Genomic DNA, 24105 nt, shown 5'->3' on the forward strand with positions numbered 1-24105 from the left:
TTTTTTCGATTTTAAAGATACAGACATCATATTAATCACCTACAGATATTTCACTTATTGGAGTTTCTCAGATTCTACAGTGTTCAGCAAGCTATCCACGACAAAGTCAAGCTGCTTATCTAGCGAAAAGATATCATTGTAGAAGAACAACCCAAAGCTCATATCGATTAGCCGGCCTTCCTTCACTGCAGGAATGTTATTCCAAATCGGGTTGTCTGATAAATCTTCCATTCCTTCAAAGGCCGAGCGGAATACATAATCACCAGCATACTGAGGCAACACTTCGTAGGAGACATCCATGCTAGTCGCATCATTTTTGGAAGTTTCTATTTTCTGTTGCACCATCTCAGGTGCTTTCATTCCTAAATATTGATAAATAATTTGGGATCCACGTCCGTAACCCATCCCCACCATGACAGCCATAGAACCTTTATTACTTTCCATAACTGTGACTGTTTTATCTAAAATACCAGCTTGCTGCAGCTTTTGCTTGCTTAGTTCCACCTTATTATAAAAATTGTCCAAAAGTTCTTTAGCCTGGTCTTCTTTACCAAATGCTTTCCCTAGAATGTCCATACGTTCTTCCACCGGTAAGTCATATGGTATATAAAGAGTAGGGGCAATTTTATGAAGGTTGTCGTAAATTTCATCTGTTGTAACAATAATGAGATCAGGATCAAGGGCAAGTACTGCTTCAGGGCTTGGTTGCCCATCTCCCAAAGTGGTGATGCCATCCAATTCACTAGCGATTGCCGCATCGCCTTCTCCCACCAGAGTGGAAATACCGACAGGTTTTATTCCTAGAGCAAGCAGGTCACCCATCAAATACAGGACAACGACCCGCTGTGGGTTAACGGGTACTTCCACATCTCCTTTGAGAGTATGCACAATTCTTGTTTGCGGCGTCCCCTTAGTTTCAGCATTAGATGTAGTCTGTGTTTGCGTCTCTGACTGGCTCGCCGACGTTCCATTATTGACAGGCGCATTCGATGTACATGCTGATAACAACAACATCAAGCTCATGGCTGCCGCCAATATTATTTCCTTGTTTCTTGTCTTTCCAAACATTAATAATTCCTCATTTCCCTTAGATTTCACTAATTGATCTAGTTCTCTCTCATTGTATTGAGGTTGATAATCATTATCAATATCATTAATGTCCATATCAGTTATCATTTTTATCCGGTACTCACTTGGCGTCATATGGTTATACTTTTTAAACATTCGGATTAAATTAATTCCGTCCACAAAACCGCAACCGACAGCAATTTCTTGAATAGTAGCATTTGTATATTGCAAATGCCGCTTGGCTGAATCCAACCTTATCTCATTCAAATACTCCTGAAGGCTTTTATGCTCGCGTTTTTTAAAAAGCCTAACTAACTGGCTCCTACTAATGGGTAGCATTTCAATAAGCTGTTGAATGGACACAGGTTCGCTATAGTGTCGTTCCAGATATTGTTTAGCTAAAACCACATAATCTGGCTGAAAAAAAAGAATATCTCCCTTTTCCAACTCATTATAAATCTCATAGACAATCTGATACAATGCAATCTTTGAATAAAATTGATGTAACGTAGATTCCTGATTCCAATGGTCTTTCATATTCAAAAACTTCTCCATAAAAAAAATGGGATTCCCTGGTGAGAATCCATACGTTTGTATAAACGGATTAATATGTTCTAACAAGCGATAAATTTCTCTTTTGTAAAATGGCGGAGTTTCTGCTCTATACAGCACCATGTAAGTCTCGAGACTTCTGCTTGTAGGATGAATTGATAATTCCGTTCCTTTCCCTCCATGAAAAATACCAAAACGTTCCGATTGATATAGTGTATGATCCAGTTTTACATTAGCCGTTCCACCACAGGTATACACTAGCATACTAGACGGCATCCTGTAACTTTGAATCGGTTTGTCTGGATGAAGCAACTTGTAACGAACATCTATTAATGAAATGGATGAGCGTGTCCATAACCGAACAGCCATATCGATCATTTCTTTTGTAAAATGATTAGTTGAACCCACATCTTCCAACATATACCTCGACTCCTTCAATCCACATCATATTTGTATGGTAATATAAATGATAATGATTATCAACTTTGATTTGAGGAAAATAATACAAATTTAGATGTTGCCGAATTAAAAAACACATATTCTACGACATCTTAACCCTAAACAACCAATAACAGAGCTACTACCTACAATCTTAGCTCGTTTCATTCATAATATAAAAGTAAAAGCAGACGGCCTATTAGAAATGTATTATCACACCTCTACTAAACCGTCTGCTTTTGTATTTCAACTAATATTAAATTAGCTATTTCAAAGACACATCCTAATAAAAGCTACGTTAAAAACAAGCTGAAATTTAATCAGCTAGTACAAGCCAAGCAACAGCTTCACAATGCGTCGAATGTGGGAACATGTCTACTGGCTGAATTTCCTGTGTTTGATAGCCGCCATCCTCCAAAATGCGAAGGTCACGTGCTAGTGTAGCTGGGTTACAGGATACATAGACCACTCGTTTTGGTCGTTGCTCTAAAATGGTAGTTAGAAGTGCTTCGTCGCAGCCTTTGCGTGGTGGATCGACTACTAGTACGTCTGCTTCCTTGCCCTCCTTGTACCATCTCGGTATAACTTCCTCTGCTGGGCCAGCCTCAAAATAAGTATTTGTAAAACCATTGAGTACTGCGTTGCGTTTAGCATCTTCAATTGCTTGTGGGACAATCTCCACTCCCATGACTGCCTTTGCTTTTTGTGCCAGGAATAAAGAGATGGTACCAATGCCACAATACGCATCAATGACGCGTTCATCCCCCTGCAAGTCAGCATAATCCAATGCTTGTTTATAGAGGACCTCTGTTTGCTCTGGGTTGACTTGATAAAAGGAACGAGCTGAAATCTCAAAACGTACATCGCCAATTGTATCAATAATGATGCCCTTGCCCCAAAGATTGATGGTATCATCACCAAAAATCACATTGGTTTTTTCATTATTCACATTTTGCATAATCGACGTAACGTTCGGAACTAATCTTTGAATCACTGCAACAGCTGCCTCTTTTTGTGGGAACTTTTTCTTTTTTGTTACAAGGACAACCATGACCTCACCTGTTGCTCGTGCTTTACGAATGACAACGTGTCGCAGCATTCCTTCGTGTGTATGCTCATTGTAAGGGCGAATTCCTATCGCCGTTAATTCCTTTTTCAAGCCTGCAAGAATGGCGTCCGCTTCTCCTGTTTGAATTAAGCAGCGATCCATATCTACAATGCTATGCGTTTTTGTTTTATAAAAACCTGCAATCGCTTGTCCTTCTTCATTTACAGAGAAAGGGATTTGCGCTTTATTACGGTAATGCCAAGGCTCTTCCATTCCTTTTACAGGAAGAACAGGTGCATTAATTTTACCAATGCGCTGCATCACATTGCGCACCATATTTTCTTTCCATTTTAACTGCCCCTCATAGGATAAATGCTGTAGTTGACAGCCACCACATTGCTTGAAATAATCACAGGGTGCTACTACTCGATCTGAAGATGGCTTAATAATATCTACAACTTTTGCAAAGCCATAATTTTTCAAGGTTTTCATCACATGTATTTCAGCTGTTTCGTTCGGAAGTGCGCCTTGTATAAATAATGGGTAGCCATCAACCTTTGCGACGCCATTGCCATCATGTGTTAAATCTTCTATATAAACTGAAAGTCGATCATTTTTTTTCACGGGTACTGACATTCGTACATCCTCCATTTCAATCTCCTTATTGTAGCATGTGTTGGCGAATGAAAAAAGAACAAGACTTGCCCGTTATATTGTTCTCCTCACTAACTTGAAAAAAGAGCCACTATTCGCGACTCTTTTCATGTTGCTGAAATAGGTTTATGTCAAGAGCAGAAAAAGCCTTTGGCAAGGTGAGGGGTTGATTTCCGCTCTGCCAGCGTCCTTTCCAGGGGGCGTCTTATGAACCGCTTCACTCACTGCATTCTCTCCAATCAACCATGTGCAACATGGTGAACAAAATAGCTCATTATTTGTATTATTAGAGGAAGGAGCGGCTTTTATTTTCAGTGTGGAGAAGTGCTGAGTGACAACACCCCTCCATAAAGAGTAATGAATACCTTCACTTTATTTGAAAGCCTTTGCTAAACAGAAACATTTTTATGGATTGGAGTGGAGGGTTACTTGACTCCCGTGGGATAGCGAGACAGGCGAGCCCACAGGAAAGCAAGTAGCCTGCAATGGAAATCCTTTTTCACCTTTTGTAAAAATTCTATGGATGATTTTTTTATCAACACTATGAAAAGAGCCGCTATTCGCGACTCTTTTCTTGCTCTTTTGTAATATGATAATCCCTTGGTGCCCACCAAAATGCACACAAGATCCCAAGAATGACGACAATAAAAGGTGCATAAAAAATTAAGAAACTTTGCATACCTTGATTTCCTCCTATGCGTGATTGTCTTCTTTTCCTGTCACATAGTTTTTATTGAACAAGAATAGTTTCATCAATAAATAGAGTGAAGGAAGAAGAAGGCACAGCCCTAAAATAAATGCGATGACTAAAGCAACCGCCATTTGTGTGCTTGTAAAACTATCGTAAATTGTTAAATACGGATACAGTAAGTATGGATATTGTGCTATCCCATATGCAAAGAAGGCTACAGCAAATTGAGCAATAAGAAGCCCAACTGCAAGTCCGTACTTTTTACGCATGGCAATGAGCATGACTGTAATAATAAATAAGACAGCTGAAATCGCAAACATCCACCATAAATTCACCATGTGACTATAACTTTCTGGGTTAATAGATTTCATTTCATACATAATGCCCAGTGCACTAATCATTAATGGTGCTGCCCAAACAAGTGCATATTTTCGCATCAGTTTAGTCGCTTCTACGTCATTTGCTTTATGAGCATACCACGTTAAAAATACGGCTGAAATATACAGCACAGCAGCGATGCTCAGTACCACAATGCTCCAAGCAAATGGACTTGTATATAAAGTCCAGTAGTTTAGCACAGGTTGCCTATCAATCAGATCAACATAGCCTCCACCAGCAATGGCAAAAACAACAGATAAGGAAGCGGGAATTAATAAACCTGCCACACCGTATGTCAGCGTATACCCTATATGTCCTCGCGTGCCGTACGATTCAAAGGCATAGTAGGAGCCACGAATTGCTAACAGTACAAGCGAAATACTGACTGGCACAAGTAAAATCGTTCCGTAATAAAAAGCAGTTTGTGGGAAAAATCCAACGATCCCTACGAAGAAGAATACTAAAAAGACATTGGTTACTTCCCAGACAGGCGATAAATAACGTTTGATAATATTTGTTAAAATATGATTTTTACCAATTAGTAGGCTATAAGCGTTGAAGAAGCCTGCACCAAAATCAATGGATGCGACAATGACATAGCCAAATAGAAAAATCCATAATACGGAAATACCTAATACCTCTAACGTCATAGGATGTCACCGCCTTTTTCAGAGTGGCGATCTTCAATTTCACGCTCGATTGGATTCTTTTTAAACATTCGAACCAAGACGACAATACTTCCTACTGCTAAAACTGCATAAACACCTGCGAACAATAGCATCATTAAATCCACATGGTCACTCGTAGTAGCTCCCTCCGGTGTACGCATTAGACCATACAGTATCCATGGTTGACGTCCAACTTCCGCAAGCCACCAACCTGCTTCGATGGCAATGATTGACAGAGGTCCTCCCGCAACAATAATCCATCTATACCATCGCGAATGAATAAATTGCCAGCCCCGTGCTTTCCCTACAACATAAAGTAATGAAACTAGCACCATAAACATACCAATGGACACCATAATATCAAAGAGATAATGAATATAGAGTGGTGGTAAATCCTCCTCCGCAAATTGATCTAAGCCAATTACCTCTGCGTTAGGATTAAAATGTGCAAGAATGCTCAAAGCATACGGAATTTTAATGGCGTATTTTACTTCTTCTCCATCTAATACACCAAATAATACAAGCGATGCTTTACCCTCTGTTTCAAAATGCCATTCTGCAGCGGCTAGTTTTTCGGGTTGATATTCAGCTAAGTATTTTCCTGAAAAATCTCCAATTACAGCAGCAGCTATGGAGAAAATCAAGCCAATTTTCATAAGTAAAAGCAATGATTTTTTATGGTATACATGCTTAGAGCCTTTTAACATTCTGTATCCCGCAATAGCTGCTAGTACAAATGCCGATGTCATATACGCTGTCACAAGTACATGCGCTACCTTTGTCGGCATGGCCGGGTTAAACATCGCTAAAAAAGGTTGAATATTGACAAGTTCTCCGTTTACAATATCAAATCCTTGTGGTGCATTCATAAAAGCATTAACAATTGTAATGAAGACCGCTGACATCGACGCTCCAACAGCGACAGGAATTAATAGTAGCATATGTTTTTTCTGACTATCAAAGCGGTCCCATGTATATAAATAGATCCCTAAAAATATAGCTTCAAAGAAAAATGCAAACGTTTCCAAAAAAAGTGGTAATGCAATCGTTTGACCAGCAAGTTGCATAAAGTTAGGCCACAATAATGAAAGCTGTAAGCCAATGGCAGTTCCTGTTACAACACCTACGGCCACAGTAATAACAAAACCACGCGCCCAACGTCTCGCCATTAAGATATAATGCTCATCATTCTTTTTATACCCAGTCCATTGAGCAATCATAATCATCAACGGGACACCTACACCAATCGTTGCATAAATAATATGGAACGATAATGTTAACTCCGTTAATGCTCGACTCCAAAAGACTGCTGATTCATTAATCATCTCATTGCCCCCTAACTTCCAAATATTCTTCCAAGAATGGAAAGTAGCATAATAATTGCAACACCAAAACTTATCCATATAAGTTTCTTTTCTTGTGACTTATACAAAGGCAACACTTCCTTTCCCTTATCCATACCCCCATTTTCCACTATTACAACGAATAAAACCTTAATAACGGACCGAAATTTCAGGCTATTATTAAGGTTTCAAATTTTGTTCAACTAATATACGCACATTTGCCAAACATTTTTCTAAATTCATTCACAATCTAAGCTCTAAAGATGAAATCGTATAATTTAGTCCATTCTAATTTAATAAAGGAAGAAATCGGATTAAGTAGGTTTGCAGAGATTCTTATGTGGCAGTTCTGGTTTTCGGCTTCTATTGGGAAGGTTAACTTTGGGAGTGTGTGGGGTAGATATTTTTGGGAGTGGTGAAGCTTTTCTCTTTAGAGGACTTCCTAATATGCAGATCCCTCACTTTTATAAGTACGAGATAGAATGCCCCAATTAATCCAAAAAGCTCATCCAACTAAAATAGGATGAGCTTTTTGGATTAATTAAATGCGGTCTTCTTCTCGAATATCTGCAAGTGGGACAAAGATTTCAATGTGACGCTTCAGATTTTCAAATGTAGCTGGTGCGTCTCCGCCATATTCGCCATCTAGGTTAAGATGGACTTCGTTTTCAGTCGTGACTTTGACAACGCTGGCTTTTTTATAAATGACACGATCGTCATTTAAATGTTCGCCTCGTAATGCCATAGCAGCTAGTTGAATAAACTCTGGAAGGCTTACTTTTTTCAGTACTATTACTGTAAAGTAACCATCATTAATACTCGCATCAGGGGCAAGTTTTTCAAAGCCACCTACTGAATTCGTTAAACCACATAGGAACATCATGGCGTCCCCATCAAATACTTCGCCATCATATTCAATACGCATATGGGAAGCTTTGATGGATGGAATCATTTCTACTGCCTTTACATAATAGGCTAACTGGCCAAGCATTGTTTTCATTTTACTTGGTACTTCATAAGTGAGTTCTGTAATACGTCCCCCAGCAGCAATATTAATGAAATAGCGTTCGCCATTTAAGAGACCCACGTCTACTGGTAATGTGTCGCCTTGAATTATAATGTCTACAGCCTCATCAATATTTCGAGGAATATGCACAGCACGGGCAAAATCATTTGTAGTGCCCATCGGAATTAGACCAACTTTCGGACGGTTTTCAAATGGACTTACACCTGAAACAACTTCATTTAATGTGCCATCTCCACCAACTGCGATGATGATATCAAAACCACGCTCTACCGCATTTTTTGCTGCAAGCGTTGCATCTCCCTCACATGTTGTTGCATGACAGGATGTCTCATAGCCTGCTACCTCTAGTTTTTCCAACACCTCTGGTAGATGTTTCTTAAATACTTCGCGTCCAGATGTAGGATTATAAATGATTCTTGCTCGTTTCATAACATACCTTCCTGCTTCATAAGATTCTATTTCATTCAACGAAATTCTACGTTGAAATGTTGCAATGCTCTTGTTATTTTTGTAATGCGTTTGTTACCTGTTTTTTAAAGTCCTCATAGACATATGTCCAGTAAGTTGGGTTCGAGATATTTTCCTCTCGAATTTCTGCATAAAGAGCTTTTTGAGCTTCTTCAAATGTTGGATCTTCTTTATCTGGTAAACTCGCTCGTTTCGTTACGACTAACTCTTGTAATTCAGGCGCACGTGGTCCCCATTTTCCTACAACCTCACCTGCATCATCTAACAACAGATAAATCGGGATAGCACGACCACCTTTTGTTAAATAACGATCAATTAACTCTGTATCAGCATCACGGAAAACGGTACGCATTTCTAACCCTGCCGCTTCAGCAACACGACGAATAATAGGATTGTTTAACATAGCGTCTCCGCACCAATCTTCTGTAATGGTTAAAATTTTTGGCTGCTTATCTTTTAGTAATTCGATGAAGCCATCGTTTGTTGGCACTTTAAAACCATCATAAATACGGAAGCTCTCTTCTTTCAACGTCGTCATGTTCTCCATATATTGTTGTATCGAAATAGCTTCTTGAAAATATTGTTGTTCAGTTTTCATTGGCTCGTCCCCCTTATTATTGTCTATTCTATATTTTGCTATGAATACTCTTTTTAAACAACTATTAAGTGTTATAAATTGCAAATTAGTTACATTTTTGAAAATTAATAGCCGAGGGAGCAATAAAGCTCTCTCGGCTATTATGTTACAACGAGTATTATCGTTTGGCAATTTCTTGTTGTAATAATTTATTAACCATTGGAGGGTTGGCTTGACCTTTTGTTGCCTTCATAATTTGACCAACTAAGAAGCCAATTGCACGATCTTTACCATTTTTAAAGTCTTCGATAGATTGTGCGTTGTTATCTAAAACTTCTGTTACGATAGCTAGCAGTGCACCTTCATCGGAAATTTGAACTAAACCTTTCGCCTTCACAATATCCTGTGCAGAACCACCGTTTTCTACTAATTCAGCAAATACTTTTTTACCGATCTTAGAAGAAATTGTTCCGTCAGTGATTAATTTCACCATCTCAGCAAGGTTTTCTGGTGTTAATGCAGTATCTTTAAGGTCTTTTTGTTCCGCATTTAAGTAAGCTGAAACATCACCCATTAGCCAGTTAGCAGAAAGTTTCGCATCTGCATCGTTCACAATCATTGCCTCGAAGAAGTCTGAGATTTCTTTAGAAATAACAAGAACTCCTGCATCATATGATGTTAAGCCTAATTCTTCTACATAACGTTTTTTACGAGCGTCTGGAAGCTCAGGAATTTCTGATTTCACTCTCTCTAGCCATGCATCATCAATCGAAAGACGAACTAAGTCTGGCTCTGGGAAGTAACGGTAATCATCTGTTCCCTCTTTCACACGCATTAAAATTGTTTTACCTGTTTTTTCATCGAAGCGACGTGTTTCTTGCTCAATAATACCGCCTGATAATAATACATCAGCTTGACGTAATTCCTCATGCTCTAAACCACGACGAACATAGTTGAAGGAGTTCAGGTTTTTAAGCTCCGTTTTTGTGCCAAATTCTTCTTGACCATACGGACGAAGAGAAATGTTGGCATCACAACGTAATGAGCCTTCTTCCATCTTACAATCAGATACGTCTGTATATTGAATAATTGATTTTAATTTTTCTAGGTAAGCATATGCTTCGTTTGGTGTACGAATGTCTGGCTCAGAAACAATCTCAACAAGTGGTGTACCTTGACGGTTAAAGTCAACTAATGAGTGATCCCCAGCATGTGAAAGTTTACCAGCATCTTCTTCCATATGAAGACGTGTAATACCGATACGTTTTGTATAGCCGTCTACTTCAATATCGATCCAGCCGTTTTTACCGATTGGTTTATCGAATTGTGAAATTTGATAAGCTTTCGGATTATCTGGATAGAAGTAGTTTTTACGGTCAAATTTTGTTTCTTGTTCGATTTCCATATTAAGTGCAAGTGCAGCACGCATTGCAAAATCTACTACATTTTTGTTAAGGACTGGTAGGACACCAGGGTACCCTAAATCAATTACTGTTGTATTTGTATTTGGTTCAGCACCAAAGTGAGCTGGTGCTGGTGAGAAGATTTTTGAGTTTGTTTTCAACTCAACGTGTACTTCTAAACCAATGACTGTTTCAAAGTTCATGTTATTTTCCCTCCCACATTTGAGGAACTTGTTTATGGAACTCTGTTGCTTGTTCAAAAGCATGAGCTACACGGTAAATAGTTGCTTCATCAAAGTATTTACCAATAATTTGTAAACCAAGTGGTAGTCCGTTTTCAAAGCCACATGGAATTGAAATAGCAGGTACTCCAGCTAAGTTCATCGGGATTGTTAAAATATCGTTCGCATACATTGTCATCGGGTCATCGACGTTTTCACCAATTTTAAATGCTGGTGTTGGGGATGTAGGCCCAATGATAACATCAAAGTCTTCAAATACCTTGTCGTAGTCTGCTTTGATAAGTGTACGTGCTTGTTGCGCTTTTTTATAATACGCATCATACGTGCCGGCACTTAGTGAGTAAGTTCCAAGCATGATGCGGCGTTTTACTTCATCACCAAAACCTTGTGCACGTGTTTCTTTATAAAGGTCCATCAAATTTGTAACATTTTCTGCACGGAAACCATAACGGATACCATCGAAACGAGATAAGTTAGAAGACGCTTCTGATGAAGAAAGGATATAGTATGCAGCAAGTGCATATTTTGAATGAGGAAGTGATACTTCTTCTACAGTAGCACCTAGGCCTTTTAATACCTCTAATGCAGTAAGCACTGATTGACGTGCTGCCTCGCCAACACCTTCACCAAGGAATTCCTTTGGTACAGCAATACGTAAGCCTTTTACATCACCAGTAAGCGCTGCAGCGTAATTTGGTACCTCTACGTTTGCCGATGTAGAATCATTTGGATCTAAGCCTGCGATGGCTTCTAATAATAGCGCATTATCTTCAACGTTGCGTGTAATTGGTCCAATTTGGTCTAAAGAAGAGGCAAATGCAACTAGACCAAAACGAGATACACGACCATATGTAGGCTTCATCCCTACAACACCACAGTAAGCTGCTGGTTGACGGATTGAACCACCTGTATCTGAACCAAGAGAGAATGGTACTTCACCTGCTGCTACTGCTGCTGCAGATGCACCTGAAGATCCCCCTGGTACGTGGTTTAAGTTCCATGGATTTTTTGTTGTTTTATAGTATGAGTTTTCGTTAGAAGAACCCATTGCAAACTCGTCCATGTTTAATTTACCAACTGTAATCATGCCAGCTTCACGTAACTTATTGACAACAGTGGCATCATAAATTGGCATAAAGCCTTCTAGAATTTTAGAGGCACAAGTTGTTTCTAAACCTTCTGTTACGATGTTGTCTTTCACACCGATTGGAAGACCAAACAGTGGTCCACGCTTTTCAAATGGGACTTTATCCATTTCAGCAGCTTGTGCAGTTGCTTTTTCTTCGTTTGAAGCAAGGAATGCTTGTACATCGCTGTCAAGCTTTGCAATACGCTCGTATGCTTCTTTCGTTAAGTCAGCGATTGATAAGTTACCTGCTTTAATTTCCGCTTGTAACTCCTTAGCTGAACGTTCAAATAACGTCATGAGGAATCCTCCTATGTTTTAGTATTACATGATAGCTGGTACTTTTACTTGACCATCTTCTTGTTCTTTTACGTTTAACATCATTACTTCACGGTCTAAACCTTTTACAGCTACGTCTTCACGCATTACATTCACTAGTGGTAAAACGTGAGTTGTTGGTTCAACATTCGTTGTATCTAGCTCATTTAACTGCTCCGCAAAGTCTGTAATTTTTCCAAGCTGTTCAGCAAATTTCTCTGCTTCTTCTTCTGTAATAGCAAGACGTGCTAAATTTGCCACGTGCTTTACTTCTTCTTTTGTTAATTTAGCCATTTTTCACACCTCCGAATACTGGTTCAATTCATTGTTTTTATTGATAACAATAGGGTTGAATAAAGTTAACCATGCCAATAATCATAACATTTTTCATATTAAAAATCACAACTTTCACTAAAAATATAGAAACTTTCACTACTATAACAAAGTGTTGTCTCTATCTACCTATTGTGTCCCTCTAATTCTAGCCATCTACATAAAAATATAGCCAGCACAAAGGCTGACTATATTAATCATAGACATGCACGTAAGGGTCCTTATCATTGGCCTTCTTAATGATTAATGCCTCTGGGCCATTTATAGAAGTAACGCTCACCTCAACATGAATATTATCAAATTGATTGATTAGAATACCCGTCAAATATTGCGTAAAGCCTATTATTTCTGCTTTACCGAAAAATTGGATTGGGATTTCAATCGAAAGATTTTGTATTTGCTTATTACGATAGAAGCCTGTTCCAATCACACTTGTATAATTCGAGAAATATTTATCAACGTCTTGTTTAAAGATTTTGAAGTTATTGCTGACATCTCGGTAAACATCCTGCGAATCATCAGTTGGGAACAAGACATAATTTTCATCGATACCTTCCCACTCAGCGATACTGTTCTGTCCAGCTTTTGCTATACCATAGCTAAAATATGACCCTGGAATAATTTGATTGCGAGCTTGCTGCTTAAATAAACCAACAACAATTGGTACATCTTTTAACTCTTCACGTGTACGTAAACGGGAAACAATTTCAGCGGCCATTTTTTTTCCTTGCTCAACAAGTTCAGCTTCTGAAATTGGTTTTTCGTAATATTCGCCATACTGTTCTTTTTGGTAATAATAAATAGAGTTTAAGGCAAGACCTATTGAAATTCCGCCTAATTTCACTTTATTATCATTCGTTTTTGTTAAGTAGTTTTGCTCTACAATGTGGGATAAATAAACGGGAGCCTTCGTTGCCCGTTCTTCTGGTGTCATTGTGTCTGTTGTCGGTGGATTTAATCCATCTTCTGTTTGTGAACTACGGGCAAGCCAAGAGCTCACCGTACTTTCAGCTAAATATTGACCTTCTTGGAAGTAATAGTTTTCCGTGTCAAACTCATTTTGAGATAGACGCATTAAACCAGATTCAACTTCCTTCATATCATATTTCGTATAAATATTAGACACAACAAGACCTCTGCTTGCACTCTCTTTATAAGGAATAAGCGTCTTATAATAGGATTCATCAATTTGTATGCTTGGGATAATTGTTGTTTCAGCTTTTTCTTTCTGTTGCGTTTCCTGTGTAAGCTCTGTTTCCTTCTTGTCAGAAGGTACACAGCCGACTAGCATTGCAGCAGCTACGATTGCTGGAATGAGTCGAAAAGACTTCATTATTTAGTGCTCCTTTACTAATAGTCAGTTTTAGGTCGAAGAATCACTCGACGCCATGATGTAATCGTTTCGCATTCTCCCAGTGAGAAAGATATGCTGTCATGCACTTATTAGATGAGGTTAAGTTGTTCAATTAAGTTGTCTTCATTCCAAACTTCGATACCTAATTGCTCAGCCTTTGTCAGTTTAGAGCCTGCATCTGCTCCTGCGATCACAAGGTCTGTTTTTTTGCTGACACTGCCTGTGACAGTACCACCTAACTCTTCTATTTTCGCCTTTGCTTCGTTGCGTGTCAATTGCTCAAGTTTACCAGTTAAAACAATTGTTTTACCTGCAAAGGGACTATCACCTATAGCCACTTCTACTTTTTTACCTTTATACGTCATATTCACGCCTGCCTCAGCAAGACGCTCAATGACTGCACGTGCATCTTCATTGGAGAAATACTCTACTAACGAAGAAGCCATTTTATCGCCAATTTCATAAATCGCTACTAGCTGTTCCTCTGTTGCTGCCATTACTGCTTCCATCGAACCAAATTGCTCTGATACGATTTTAGCTGCCTTTTCGCCAACATGACGTATACCTAAACCTATTAATAAACGTTCCATTGAGTTTTCCTTTGAGGCTTGAATGGCATTCACTAAATTGGTTGCAGATTTTTCGCCCATACGTTCTAGTTCTACAAGTTGCTCAACTGTTAAATGATATAAATCAGATACATCATGTATTAAATCTGCACGCAATAATTGCTCTACTACTTTATCTCCAAGTCCATCAATGTTCATCGCATTGCGAGAAACAAAGTATTTTATACTTTCCGCAATTTGAGCAAAGCAGGCAGGATTTACACAGCGTAGAGCTACTTCACCTTCAATACGAATCAATTCACTATCACAAACAGGGCAATTTTTTGGCATGACAAAAGGGACTGAGTCCTCTGGACGTTGCTCTATTAGCACACCTACCACTTGAGGAATGATATCACCAGCTTTTCGAATAATGACTGTATCTCCAAGGCGAATATCCTTATCTCGAATTAAATCTTCATTGTGCAACGATGCACGTTGTACCGTCGTCCCTGCTACTTGTACTGGCGTTAAAATAGCCGTTGGTGTTACTACACCTGTACGTCCTACGGTTAAATCAATAGTAAGTAATGTTGTGACAACTTCCTCTGCTGGAAATTTGTAGGCAATGGCCCAGCGTGGACTTTTGGCGGTGTAACCTAGCTCATCTTGTTGAGCATACCGATCTACTTTGATAACGATACCATCAATTTCGTAAGCTAAATTCGGACGGTTTTCTGTCCAATGCTCTATAAAGGCCATGACCTCTTCAATTGTCGAGCAACGCTGACGCTCTTTGTTTGAAGGGAAACCAAGACCCTCTAAATAATCAAGCATTTCCGCATGCCCATCAATACCATATAGCTCACCATCTCCACCAATAGCATAGATAAAAGTTGATAATTGACGACTTGCTGCAATTTTTGGGTCTAACTGACGTAGTGAGCCAGCAGCCGCATTACGCGGGTTAGCAAATAATTCTTCTCCATTGTCAGCACGTTGCGTATTTAATTTTTCAAATGATTTTTTTGGCATGTACGCCTCACCACGTACTTCGATTGTCACAGGATCTTTTAAACGTAGTGGGATCGCTCGGATTGTCTTTAAATTGGCTGTAATATCTTCGCCTACAACACCATCTCCTCTTGTTGCCCCTTGTACAAACAAGCCATTTTCATATTTCAATGAAATAGCCAAACCATCTATTTTCAGCTCACATACATAAGAAAATTGGTCTCCAATTGCCTGACGTACTTTACGATCGAACTCTCGTAAATCTGCTTCATTAAAAGCATTTGAAAGACTAAGCATTGGATAATCATGTGTTACTTTTTTAAAGCCCTCAACCACTGCTCCACCAACACGCTGTGTAGGAGAATCGGGATAAATGAGTGATGGATTCGCTTCCTCTAATGCGATCAGTTCATGTAATAATTGATCGTATACACTATCAGCTACAACAGGATTATCTAACACATAATAGGCGTGACCATATTCATGCAATATTTTATTTAACTCCGCTACACGCTGTTCTATTTCGTTCATTTATGTTCCTCCGCTTAAGCTTTTTCAATCGGTGCAAATTGAGCTAGTAATCGTTTTATGCCAATTGGTTGTGGAAAGGCGATATCAAGCTCTGTACTATCACCTTCACCTTTTACACTGACTACCATACCCGTTCCCCATTTTTTATGAATCGCCTTATCTCCAGCCTTCCAGCCAAATTGATCTCCACCCGTTGCTTGTAAACGAGCTGTAGCAGGCTGTGTTTGTTGAATAGCACCAAGCGTGCGCTTAGCTGTTGAACGATTATTAGTGGCAAACGGTAGCTTTGATTCTGCACCTGCCTTAGAAATGGACTCTGTAATGTCTTCTGAAATTTCACCTAAGAATCGGGAGGCGTTATTAAAGCTTGAACGACCAAAAATTGTTCGGCTTTGTGCACATGTTAAATAGAGACGTTCCTCAGCTCGTGTCACGCCAACATACATAAGACGGCGTTCCTCTTCCATCTCATCTTGATCGTCTAGAGAGCGTGAATGTGGGAATATATTTTCCTCCATACCGATAATAAAGACAATAGGGAATTCTAAGCCTTTAGCGGCATGCATCGTCATTAAAATAATATTGCCCTTAGAAGCATCTTCTTTATCTAGTGCATCAATATCAGCAATAAGAGCTAAATCTGTTAAAAAAGCAATTAAGCTTTTATCATCACTGCGCTCCTCAAAAGCCTTTGTGACAGATAAAAACTCTTCAATATTCTCTAGACGACTTTCTGCTTCAATTGTTTTTTCATTTTGCAGCATTGTACGGTAACCTGATTTATCGATGACTTGCTCCACAATTTCAGTAACAGATAAATAATCCTGCATCTCTGTAAAGCCTTTAATCATTGCATAAAATTGCTCAGCTGAATTTGCCGCTTTCCCAGTTAGACCCATGAATACAAGATCATTCATCGCATCAAAAATGGAACGATCCTGATCAATCGCATAGCGTGCCATTTTTTCAAAGGATGTAGCTCCAATACTACGCTTCGGCTCATTAATAATACGTGCCAGTGATAAATCATCATCATTATTGGCAATCAGTCGTAAATAAGCTAGTAAGTCTTTAATCTCTTTTCGATCATAGAACTTTGTTCCGCCCACTATTTGATAGGCCATATTGGATTTAACAAGTACTTCCTCCATCACACGTGATTGAGCATTCGTACGATATAAAATAGCAAAGTCATCAAATGAACGATTTTCTTTTTCAATTAATTGCTGAATCGTTTGTACAACAAATTGCGCTTCTTCTTGCTCATTATAAGCTTTATATAAGGCAATTTTTTCACCCTCTGCATTTTCTGTGCGCAGTTCTTTTGGGTAACGTGTTGTATTATTTTGAATGACGTCATTTGCCGCCTGTAGGATGCGTTTAGTAGAACGATAATTTTGCTCAAGCATTATGACCTTGGCGTTAGGATAATCCTTTTCAAAAGATAGGATATTGCCAATGTCAGCACCACGCCATCGATAGATGGACTGATCGGAGTCCCCTACAACACAAATATTTTTAAATTTCTTTGCCAGTAACTGTACAAGTAAATATTGAGATTTATTCGTATCTTGGTACTCATCTACATGAATATATTGAAATTTATTTTGATAGTATTCGAGCACTTCAGGCACACGTTTAAACAATGTAATCGTCGTCATAATCAAATCATCAAAATCGAGCGATTGATTGCGGCGTAGTCTTTTTTCATAGCCTTTATAGACACGTGCAACGGTTTGTTCATAAGGGTTTTTATCGTTCATTTGTCCAGCGTAATCGTCAGCAGTAATACATTCATTTTTCGCTGCACTAATCGCATTTAAAATCGCTCGTGGCTCAAAACGTTTAGGGTCAATATTCTCATCCTTCATCACATTTTTGATGACTGATAGCTGATCAGTGGAATCTAAAATGGAGAAATTACGAGATATGCCTAGTTGATCGATATTCCGACGTAAAATTCTTACACACATTGAGTGGAAAGTAGAAACCCACATACTATCGCCGGTACCATTCCCTAGAACGCCATCAATACGCTCGCACATTTCTCGTGCTGCTTTATTCGTAAACGTAATCGCCAAAATCTTTGATGGATATACTTCCTTTTCGATCACTAAATAAGCAATACGATGTGTTAAAACACGTGTTTTTCCTGACCCAGCACCTGCCATAATGAGTAACGGTCCATCAGTTGTTTTGACCGCTCTTTCCTGTTCAGGATTCATTCCTGCTAGTAAATTTTTTGTTAACTGTTCCATTTTGCACCGCCTTACAAACATTTGTTCTAAAATTATAACTTATTTTTAACAGCCTTAACAGTCGCAAGTGCAGCTTTTAAATCATCATATATAATATTTCCAACTACTACCGTATCTGCAAACTGTGCCATTTCCTCCGCTTGCTTTGCAGATGTTATGCCTCCACCATAAAAGAGCTTCGTATGTTTCAGCTCGTTTTTCACTGCGCGAACTACCTCTAGATTCCCATACATTCCGCTGTACTCGACATAAAATACAGGCAATTTAAAGAAATTTTCCGCCATGCGTGCATAGGCCACTACATCGTCAATCGTTAAATCCGTTTTCGCACCTGTTACTTGTGCTACTTTACAATCAGGATTTAAAATACAATATCCTTCTGCTACCAACTCTTCCCACACCATGATATCTCCGTACTCTTTTATGGCCTCATGATGTAAATTTTTAATCCATTTTGGATCATCACTATTTAATACTGTTGGAATAAAATAATAATCATATCCTGGAGTTACCGCATCAATTGTAGAAATTTCAAGCGCTATTGGTACCTCAAAACGACGTACACGAACAAGCAAATCTAATACGCCATCTAATGTCACATCATCCGTACCACCTACTAAAATGACATCTGTGCCTGACTCACAAATTTTTTCTAGTGCCTCATCTGAGATGTCCTTAGCTGGATCTAGCTTGAACACATGTCTCCATTCTAAATAATCCATTTAATTGACCACCTATCATTTTCTATCTATTCGTTTACAAGTATAGCTTATGATTCACGACAAAAAAATGAAAAAGACTGAGCAGAACTTCTACCCAGCCTCTTTCCCTACTATTCTTTTGGTGCTTGAAACGGTTTTTCATCAGGATACAAACGACCTAACATTTCATCATATGTATCATTCCCATAATCGAAGCAGCGACGCACACGTGAAATAGTTGCTGTACTTGCTCCTGTTTCCTTTTTAATGGATTCATAGGTTTTTTTCAAACGCAATAAATGTGCAACCTCAAAGCGTTGTGCCAACGATTGAATTTCACTAATCGTACATAAATCATCAAAAAACTTATAGCATTCTTCGATGTCTTTCAACTCTAACACGGCTTTAAATAATTGATCTGTTTGATGCCCCCGAATTTTTTCGATTTGCATGCAATTTTCCTCCCTTTAAGGCTGCGTTTTCACCATTGCTTGTAACCCTGGTGAAGATGGTACGAAATGAACCCACGACTTTCCTGGTACAAGCTTTACAGGCTCCCCTGATTGCTCTACAGCCATTGGTATTCCATTAACGTTCGTCCATTCGACTTCCCTCAAATAGCCATTTTGAAATACATACGCATTTCCACCAGACGTTAAATCAATTGCTTGGCGACCAACATCATCAATGGTTTGATGGTCCATTTCAAAAAATAGTACATTTGCCAATGATACTGTTTCGCCTGTTAACATATCCTTTGTGTCCACGCCAGCCGATTGTCGTTCATAGTGATTACTTTGATGATCATACACATACGAGTTGTGGAAATCTTCATTCTTTCCATAGTAAATATCAACTTGACTTGTTTCAATGCCTATTTTACCACGTTCATCGGGTTCATAAAAAGTCTGAAGTACTTTTTCACTGTAATTCATTGAAGCGCCTACCATTTCAGCACCTTTTAGGATGTTTTCGGATGTAATATATGAATTATGCGGAGCCACACGGTCCCTGGAACGACTAAAAAGTATACCATCATAAGCCATTCCATTGATATGATCGACGATACGATGATCGAGCATCGTTTTTGCCTCTGGACTATAGCCATGTGCTACATAAAAAGCATCAAATCCCTTTGCCATATCAATGAAATAGGAGCGTGCACTTCGAACTGGACCAATATTTTCAGGTAGCTCACTTTGGTATATTGCTAAAAAGCGTGTCACATTGCCTTCCGCAAGCATTTCATAAATGACATCTGCATCAGCCAATCCAGATTGTGGACGTGCTGCTGGATGATTATTAATTGTGACCATAATAGGCCGCTGTGTAATTTCTTCTAGCACAGCCTCCCCAGTGAGTGGAGCCACGAATTTGGGTTGTTGAACAGGCTCCTCCCCAACCGTTTCTTCCTCCACTATAGAGTCATCGTCTTCTTTTACTTTTGGTGTATCCTTTGAACATCCACCGATCAACAAAGCACTAAATGCCATTGCAATCCATAATTTCTTTGATTTGAACACAAGCATACCTCTCCTTTGAACACTTACACATGACGGCAATTGTTTAAACAGCTGAAACACTTTCATTAATTAGCGCATAACAGCAGGTAATAATAACTTATTCTTCATCACATCGAAAATCCCTTTTGGTGTTATACGAATATATGGTAAATGAGTGGATTGTAAAAATAATAACGTGTAAATAGCATCTCCTAATTGATAACCTCGATCTGCTAAAGCTTGTTTTAAAGCATTTTCTTTCTCCGTTAATGCAAGTACGTCTCCATCATATAAAAGTCCACCGATTGTTAATGGGATGTCCGCTATCACTTCTCCTTTTTCGACTAGGACAATACCACCATTTCTAGCCTTCATTTCTTCGAAAGCTTTGATCATATCTTCTTTGTTTTTTCCAATTAGCAAAATATCGCCTGTGTTTGAATAGGAGGATGCAAAGCCTTGAACATCTGTCGCAAATCCTTTAATCATCGTATTCACATGCCAGTTACCTTCCCGGTTAAGGAGCATTAAATAGCACTCGTCATGATTCGCCAGTTGCCCTTCTCTAGTTATGAAAGAGTTATAAGGCTTTGTAATAACATCATTGACTAACTGAATACCAAAGGGCATTGAAAACTGAAAATCTTGTGAATCTAATGAAAAATCTAAATCTAATGCTGGGATTGCAGAATAATCAACTGATGCAAATTTATGCACACGTTCTCCATCACGCTTCAACCAAACACCCTTCGATAAGACACTTTCAGGAATAGGATGATATTCATCTTGTAAAATATTCAGGGAAGCGAAGCGACCTGTCGCGATAAACCCATGTAAATTAGACATATTATAATAGCGTGCCACATTATAAGAAGCCATTTGATAGGCATCGATTGGAGATACTCCTGCATCTAAGGCTGCCTGAATACATTTATCCATCACACCATCCTCATGGAATGAAGGTGGTGAGCCATCTGTTGTCATCATTAAATGATCAAAAATAGGAAGTTCTTTTTCTACTATTCCTTTTAGCAGATGTGGTAAATCTGGACGAATGGAAGAATAACGTAATGTTACTGCATAGCCCTGCATAATGCGACGCTCTACTTCCTCCACTGTCATTGCCTCATGGTCCCCATCAGCACCAAGCAGTTTCATGCGTGCTAAAGTTCTTTCTGAAGCTCCTGGGAAATGTCCTTCAATTTTTTTCCCAAGCCCCTTCGCCATTTGCATACGATAAAGCATTTGATCATCGCCATGCAGCAGCTTAGGCCAGCCTGTCAACTCTCCACCAAGCAAGACATCACTTCGCTCTAGCCATTCCAATATGGACGTATTAGAGAAAACTTCTTCCTCTTGCTCTAGTTCAGTTTGTGAATCAAAGCGAGTCCACCAATAAAAAGAAAACGGTAGCTTTTTCAAGTTATCCAAAATTGAAAACGCTTTCTTATTTTCTAAATTTAAAACAAAACTTAAATTATCGGAAATAAAAGCTGTTGTTCCAAGCTGACCACAAAAATCTGCAAATGACTGTGGATGATAAAGCTGGAACGGATGGACGTGTGGTTCAATATAGCCTGGTACAATTGTTTTCCCTGTACAATCCACCACTTCTGTTCCTTCTAATAAAGGAGGCATTCTGTCACCAGCATAGACAATGCGATCTCCTAAAATCCAAATGTTTCCTACTACAAATTGTTTCAGCATACTATGCAAATAACGTGCATTTTTCAACACGATATCTGGTGCCTTTTTCCCATCGATTACTGCTAATTGCTGTCGTAACTTTGTTATTTTCCATACTGGATCCATGCTATTCGCTCCTTCCTAATTTACGTAATTTTTCATTGTGTAAATCCAACTTGAAATCACATACTACTACTGCATAATCGCATACTTTCATAAAAATTATGCTTTATGCAATCATCTTGTTTCAATCGTAACACAGCACTTTCATAAAGCAAAGTGCACCTCGCTTAATTTTTCCACAATGACTAAAGGAGGAAGTATGATGATGCAACAAGCAAATCTAAGCGAAAAAAATGCATTTTGTCGTTTTGCAATGGGTACAAGTTTGACAGCATTTGGTATCGCTAAAGTCTCTAGAGATCCTAATTGTACAAAAGGTCGATTAATGATTGCATTAGGTGCCATGAAAATGGCTGAGGGACTCTTTAAATATTGTCCAACTAAGGCGCTCTTAAGCTCCAATATGCAAAATGCCATGAACACCTCTATGCAAAGTATGTTCAGCGGGCAAAATTCTATGTCTTCTGAACAAATCGATAAACTCATGAAGGATTTTTCCTCTGCTATATCTGGTAAATCTTCAGGTTCACAAGCTACCGCTTCAAAACAATCTGACACCAGCACTTCAACTCAAAATTCCTCAAATAGTAGCGATTCTTCAACGAATAAAGCTCAAAATCCTTCTTAGTCAAAGGAGCCGTCCCAATCTATTATTGAGACGGCTCTTACCTCTTACGTTTGAAACAACAAGAGGTTTCAAAAGATGATTAAAAATATTTTAAAATTTAGTGAAAATAACAATTACTTAAATGTACGCCAGCCAATATCTTGACGGAAGAAAAAGTGATCCCATGTTTCCGTAGCAATTCCAGCGTATACCTTTTCCTGTGCTTCCTGCAAAGTAGGAGCTTTGGCAGCAACTAACAGGACACGGCCACCATTACCAACAAATTGGCCATCCACTAATTTTGTACCTGCATGGAATACTGCATGGGATGTGGAAAGTGCCTCTAAATTCGGTAATGCTTTGCCTTTTTCAACGTCACCAGGATAGCCTTCTGCTGCAATGACAACACCAAGCATCGCTTCTTCTGACCATTGTAAATCAAATGGCTGTTCATCCATTAAAGCCATCATAAATGCCCCAAAATCAGAAACCATACGCGGTAACACTACTTGCGTTTCTGGATCACCAAAACGAGCATTAAATTCTATAACCTGAGGACCTTTCTTCGTTAAAATTAACCCAGCATATAAAATACCTGTAAAGGAAGCACCATCAGCATCCATCCCTCTAACAGTAGGTTCTACAATTGTATGATATGCAAGATCAACTACTTCTTGAGAGATTTGTGGTACAGGCGAGTATGCACCCATGCCTCCAGTGTTTGGTCCTTTATCACCGTCATAGGCACGTTTATGGTCTTGTGCAATAACCATTGGATAAATTTGTCCTTTATGTACAAAGGACATAAAGGAGAACTCTTCTCCGTCTAAAAATTCTTCAATGACAACACGTGAAGAGGATTCACCAAAGCGTTGATTGCCAATCATATCCTCGACAGCTTTAATTGCTTCTTCCACTGTCATGGCCACAACAACACCCTTACCAGCCGCTAAACCATCTGCTTTAATGACAATAGGCGCCCCTTGTTCTTGAATATAAGCGATCGCTTTTTCTGCTTCAGTAAACGTTTCATGTTCGGCTGTAGGAATATTATATTTGTTCATCATTTCTTTCGCATAGGATTTGCTACTTTCGATTTGAGCTGCAACCTTTGAAGGGCCAAAAATACGTAAACCTCTAGCTGTAAAGAAATCAACAATGCCTTCAGCAAGTGGCTGTTCTGGGCCAACAAATGTTAACGCAATATCATTTTCCTTGGCAAATTGAGCAAGACCTGCGAAATCCATTGTATCAATAGCTACAACTTCTATTTCGCCTCCCATTCCATCATTTCCTGGCGCTACAAATACTTTGTGAACCGATGGAGAAATGCTAAATTGTTTAGCGATTGCATGCTCACGACCGCCGCTTCCGATTACTAATACATTCATTTTAGAGAATCCTCCTATTTGTAAGTAAGACCGAGATGAACCAGCATCTCGGTCTG

General features: G+C 38.9%; 19 protein-coding genes. 1 reads left to right on the forward strand and 18 read right to left on the reverse strand.

What is annotated here, in order from left to right; all coding sequences use genetic code 11:
- Positions 1 to 54: 54 nt before the first annotated feature.
- The 17 genes from V6670_RS19785 to V6670_RS19865 form a co-directional block, all read right to left on the reverse strand.
- Complete coding sequence (locus V6670_RS19785) at positions 55 to 2040, reverse strand: AraC family transcriptional regulator (RefSeq protein ID WP_338651915.1); 1986 nt, start codon at positions 2038 to 2040, stop codon at positions 55 to 57.
- 334 nt (positions 2041 to 2374) lie between these two features.
- Positions 2375 to 3742: a 23S rRNA (uracil(1939)-C(5))-methyltransferase RlmD gene (gene rlmD / locus V6670_RS19790; protein ID WP_338651916.1), complete on the reverse strand. Its 1368-nt coding sequence runs from the start codon at positions 3740 to 3742 to the stop codon at positions 2375 to 2377.
- A 574-nt stretch (positions 3743 to 4316) separates the two neighbouring features.
- A complete protein-coding gene (locus tag V6670_RS19795; protein WP_004225690.1) occupies positions 4317 to 4439 on the reverse strand; it encodes a hypothetical protein in 123 nt (40 codons plus the stop codon).
- Positions 4440 to 4453: 14 nt separating this feature from the next.
- Positions 4454 to 5479: a cytochrome d ubiquinol oxidase subunit II gene (locus tag V6670_RS19800; RefSeq protein ID WP_338651917.1), complete on the reverse strand. Its 1026-nt coding sequence runs from the start codon at positions 5477 to 5479 to the stop codon at positions 4454 to 4456.
- Positions 5476 to 6822 carry a cytochrome ubiquinol oxidase subunit I gene (locus tag V6670_RS19805; RefSeq protein WP_338651918.1) on the reverse strand — a complete coding sequence of 449 codons (1347 nt, stop codon included), beginning with the start codon at positions 6820 to 6822 and terminating at the stop codon, positions 5476 to 5478. The genes V6670_RS19800 and V6670_RS19805 overlap by 4 nt, the downstream gene beginning before the upstream one ends.
- A gap of 559 nt (positions 6823 to 7381) precedes the next feature.
- Positions 7382 to 8296 carry a diacylglycerol kinase gene (locus tag V6670_RS19810; protein WP_036123451.1) on the reverse strand — a complete coding sequence of 305 codons (915 nt, stop codon included), beginning with the start codon at positions 8294 to 8296 and terminating at the stop codon, positions 7382 to 7384.
- Between the two features lie 73 nt (positions 8297 to 8369).
- Positions 8370 to 8933 carry a thioredoxin family protein gene (locus V6670_RS19815; RefSeq protein ID WP_338651919.1) on the reverse strand — a complete coding sequence of 188 codons (564 nt, stop codon included), beginning with the start codon at positions 8931 to 8933 and terminating at the stop codon, positions 8370 to 8372.
- A 157-nt stretch (positions 8934 to 9090) separates the two neighbouring features.
- On the reverse strand, positions 9091 to 10518 hold the full coding sequence (gene gatB, locus V6670_RS19820) for an Asp-tRNA(Asn)/Glu-tRNA(Gln) amidotransferase subunit GatB (protein WP_338651920.1): 1428 nt from the start codon (positions 10516 to 10518) through the stop codon (positions 9091 to 9093).
- A gap of 1 nt (position 10519) precedes the next feature.
- Positions 10520 to 11983: an Asp-tRNA(Asn)/Glu-tRNA(Gln) amidotransferase subunit GatA gene (gatA, locus tag V6670_RS19825; protein ID WP_338651921.1), complete on the reverse strand. Its 1464-nt coding sequence runs from the start codon at positions 11981 to 11983 to the stop codon at positions 10520 to 10522.
- Positions 11984 to 12007: 24 nt separating this feature from the next.
- Positions 12008 to 12295, reverse strand: coding sequence for an Asp-tRNA(Asn)/Glu-tRNA(Gln) amidotransferase subunit GatC (gatC, locus tag V6670_RS19830; RefSeq protein WP_004225708.1), 288 nt, complete (start codon positions 12293 to 12295; stop codon positions 12008 to 12010).
- A 232-nt stretch (positions 12296 to 12527) separates the two neighbouring features.
- Complete coding sequence (locus tag V6670_RS19835) at positions 12528 to 13667, reverse strand: CamS family sex pheromone protein (RefSeq protein ID WP_036123459.1); 1140 nt, start codon at positions 13665 to 13667, stop codon at positions 12528 to 12530.
- Between the two features lie 110 nt (positions 13668 to 13777).
- Positions 13778 to 15781, reverse strand: a complete 2004-nt coding sequence (gene ligA / locus V6670_RS19840; protein WP_338651922.1) for an NAD-dependent DNA ligase LigA — start codon at positions 15779 to 15781, stop codon at positions 13778 to 13780.
- Positions 15782 to 15795: 14 nt separating this feature from the next.
- Positions 15796 to 18039: a DNA helicase PcrA gene (gene pcrA / locus V6670_RS19845; RefSeq protein WP_338651923.1), complete on the reverse strand. Its 2244-nt coding sequence runs from the start codon at positions 18037 to 18039 to the stop codon at positions 15796 to 15798.
- Between the two features lie 32 nt (positions 18040 to 18071).
- Positions 18072 to 18761, reverse strand: coding sequence for a heptaprenylglyceryl phosphate synthase (locus V6670_RS19850; protein WP_338651924.1), 690 nt, complete (start codon positions 18759 to 18761; stop codon positions 18072 to 18074).
- Between the two features lie 110 nt (positions 18762 to 18871).
- Positions 18872 to 19192, reverse strand: a complete 321-nt coding sequence (locus V6670_RS19855; protein ID WP_004225717.1) for a YerC/YecD family TrpR-related protein — start codon at positions 19190 to 19192, stop codon at positions 18872 to 18874.
- 15 nt (positions 19193 to 19207) lie between these two features.
- Positions 19208 to 20269 carry a DUF3048 domain-containing protein gene (locus tag V6670_RS19860; RefSeq protein ID WP_271911029.1) on the reverse strand — a complete coding sequence of 354 codons (1062 nt, stop codon included), beginning with the start codon at positions 20267 to 20269 and terminating at the stop codon, positions 19208 to 19210.
- Between the two features lie 63 nt (positions 20270 to 20332).
- On the reverse strand, positions 20333 to 22054 hold the full coding sequence (locus V6670_RS19865; protein WP_338651926.1) for an adenine deaminase C-terminal domain-containing protein: 1722 nt from the start codon (positions 22052 to 22054) through the stop codon (positions 20333 to 20335).
- 196 nt (positions 22055 to 22250) lie between these two features.
- Between V6670_RS19865 and V6670_RS19870 the strand changes: the two genes are divergently transcribed.
- Entirely contained in the window at positions 22251 to 22679 is a 429-nt protein-coding gene (locus tag V6670_RS19870) for a YgaP-like transmembrane domain (RefSeq protein ID WP_230593851.1), read from the forward strand.
- A gap of 113 nt (positions 22680 to 22792) precedes the next feature.
- On the opposite strand, the gene purD is transcribed toward V6670_RS19870, so the two are convergent.
- Positions 22793 to 24049: a phosphoribosylamine--glycine ligase gene (gene purD / locus V6670_RS19875; RefSeq protein ID WP_338651927.1), complete on the reverse strand. Its 1257-nt coding sequence runs from the start codon at positions 24047 to 24049 to the stop codon at positions 22793 to 22795.
- Between the last annotated feature and the right edge of the window lie 56 nt (positions 24050 to 24105).

The sequence above is a fragment of the Lysinibacillus sp. Y5S-8 genome, assembly GCF_036894365.1.
GTDB lineage: Bacteria > Bacillota > Bacilli > Bacillales_A > Planococcaceae > Lysinibacillus > Lysinibacillus fusiformis_D.

Excerpts from the sequence above, each read along its gene's own strand:
- V6670_RS19870 (WP_230593851.1), top strand. The coding sequence starts at position 22,251 with ATGATGATGCAACAAGCAAATCTAAGCGAAAAAAATGCATTTTGTCGT.
- V6670_RS19800 (WP_338651917.1), bottom strand. The coding sequence starts at position 5,479 with ATGACGTTAGAGGTATTAGGTATTTCCGTATTATGGATTTTTCTATTT.
- V6670_RS19805 (WP_338651918.1), bottom strand. The coding sequence starts at position 6,822 with ATGATTAATGAATCAGCAGTCTTTTGGAGTCGAGCATTAACGGAGTTA.
- gatC (WP_004225708.1), bottom strand. The coding sequence starts at position 12,295 with ATGGCTAAATTAACAAAAGAAGAAGTAAAGCACGTGGCAAATTTAGCA.
- ligA (WP_338651922.1), bottom strand. The coding sequence starts at position 15,781 with ATGAACGAAATAGAACAGCGTGTAGCGGAGTTAAATAAAATATTGCAT.
- purD (WP_338651927.1), bottom strand. The coding sequence starts at position 24,049 with ATGAATGTATTAGTAATCGGAAGCGGCGGTCGTGAGCATGCAATCGCT.
- gatA (WP_338651921.1), bottom strand. The coding sequence starts at position 11,983 with ATGACGTTATTTGAACGTTCAGCTAAGGAGTTACAAGCGGAAATTAAA.
- V6670_RS19835 (WP_036123459.1), bottom strand. The coding sequence starts at position 13,667 with ATGAAGTCTTTTCGACTCATTCCAGCAATCGTAGCTGCTGCAATGCTA.
- rlmD (WP_338651916.1), bottom strand. The coding sequence starts at position 3,742 with ATGTCAGTACCCGTGAAAAAAAATGATCGACTTTCAGTTTATATAGAA.
- V6670_RS19865 (WP_338651926.1), bottom strand. The coding sequence starts at position 22,054 with ATGGATCCAGTATGGAAAATAACAAAGTTACGACAGCAATTAGCAGTA.
- V6670_RS19795 (WP_004225690.1), bottom strand. The coding sequence starts at position 4,439 with ATGCAAAGTTTCTTAATTTTTTATGCACCTTTTATTGTCGTCATTCTT.
- gatB (WP_338651920.1), bottom strand. The coding sequence starts at position 10,518 with ATGAACTTTGAAACAGTCATTGGTTTAGAAGTACACGTTGAGTTGAAA.
- V6670_RS19855 (WP_004225717.1), bottom strand. The coding sequence starts at position 19,192 with ATGCAAATCGAAAAAATTCGGGGGCATCAAACAGATCAATTATTTAAA.
- pcrA (WP_338651923.1), bottom strand. The coding sequence starts at position 18,039 with ATGGAACAGTTAACAAAAAATTTACTAGCAGGAATGAATCCTGAACAG.
- V6670_RS19860 (WP_271911029.1), bottom strand. The coding sequence starts at position 20,269 with ATGCTTGTGTTCAAATCAAAGAAATTATGGATTGCAATGGCATTTAGT.
- V6670_RS19785 (WP_338651915.1), bottom strand. The coding sequence starts at position 2,040 with ATGTTGGAAGATGTGGGTTCAACTAATCATTTTACAAAAGAAATGATC.
- V6670_RS19850 (WP_338651924.1), bottom strand. The coding sequence starts at position 18,761 with ATGGATTATTTAGAATGGAGACATGTGTTCAAGCTAGATCCAGCTAAG.
- V6670_RS19815 (WP_338651919.1), bottom strand. The coding sequence starts at position 8,933 with ATGAAAACTGAACAACAATATTTTCAAGAAGCTATTTCGATACAACAA.
- V6670_RS19810 (WP_036123451.1), bottom strand. The coding sequence starts at position 8,296 with ATGAAACGAGCAAGAATCATTTATAATCCTACATCTGGACGCGAAGTA.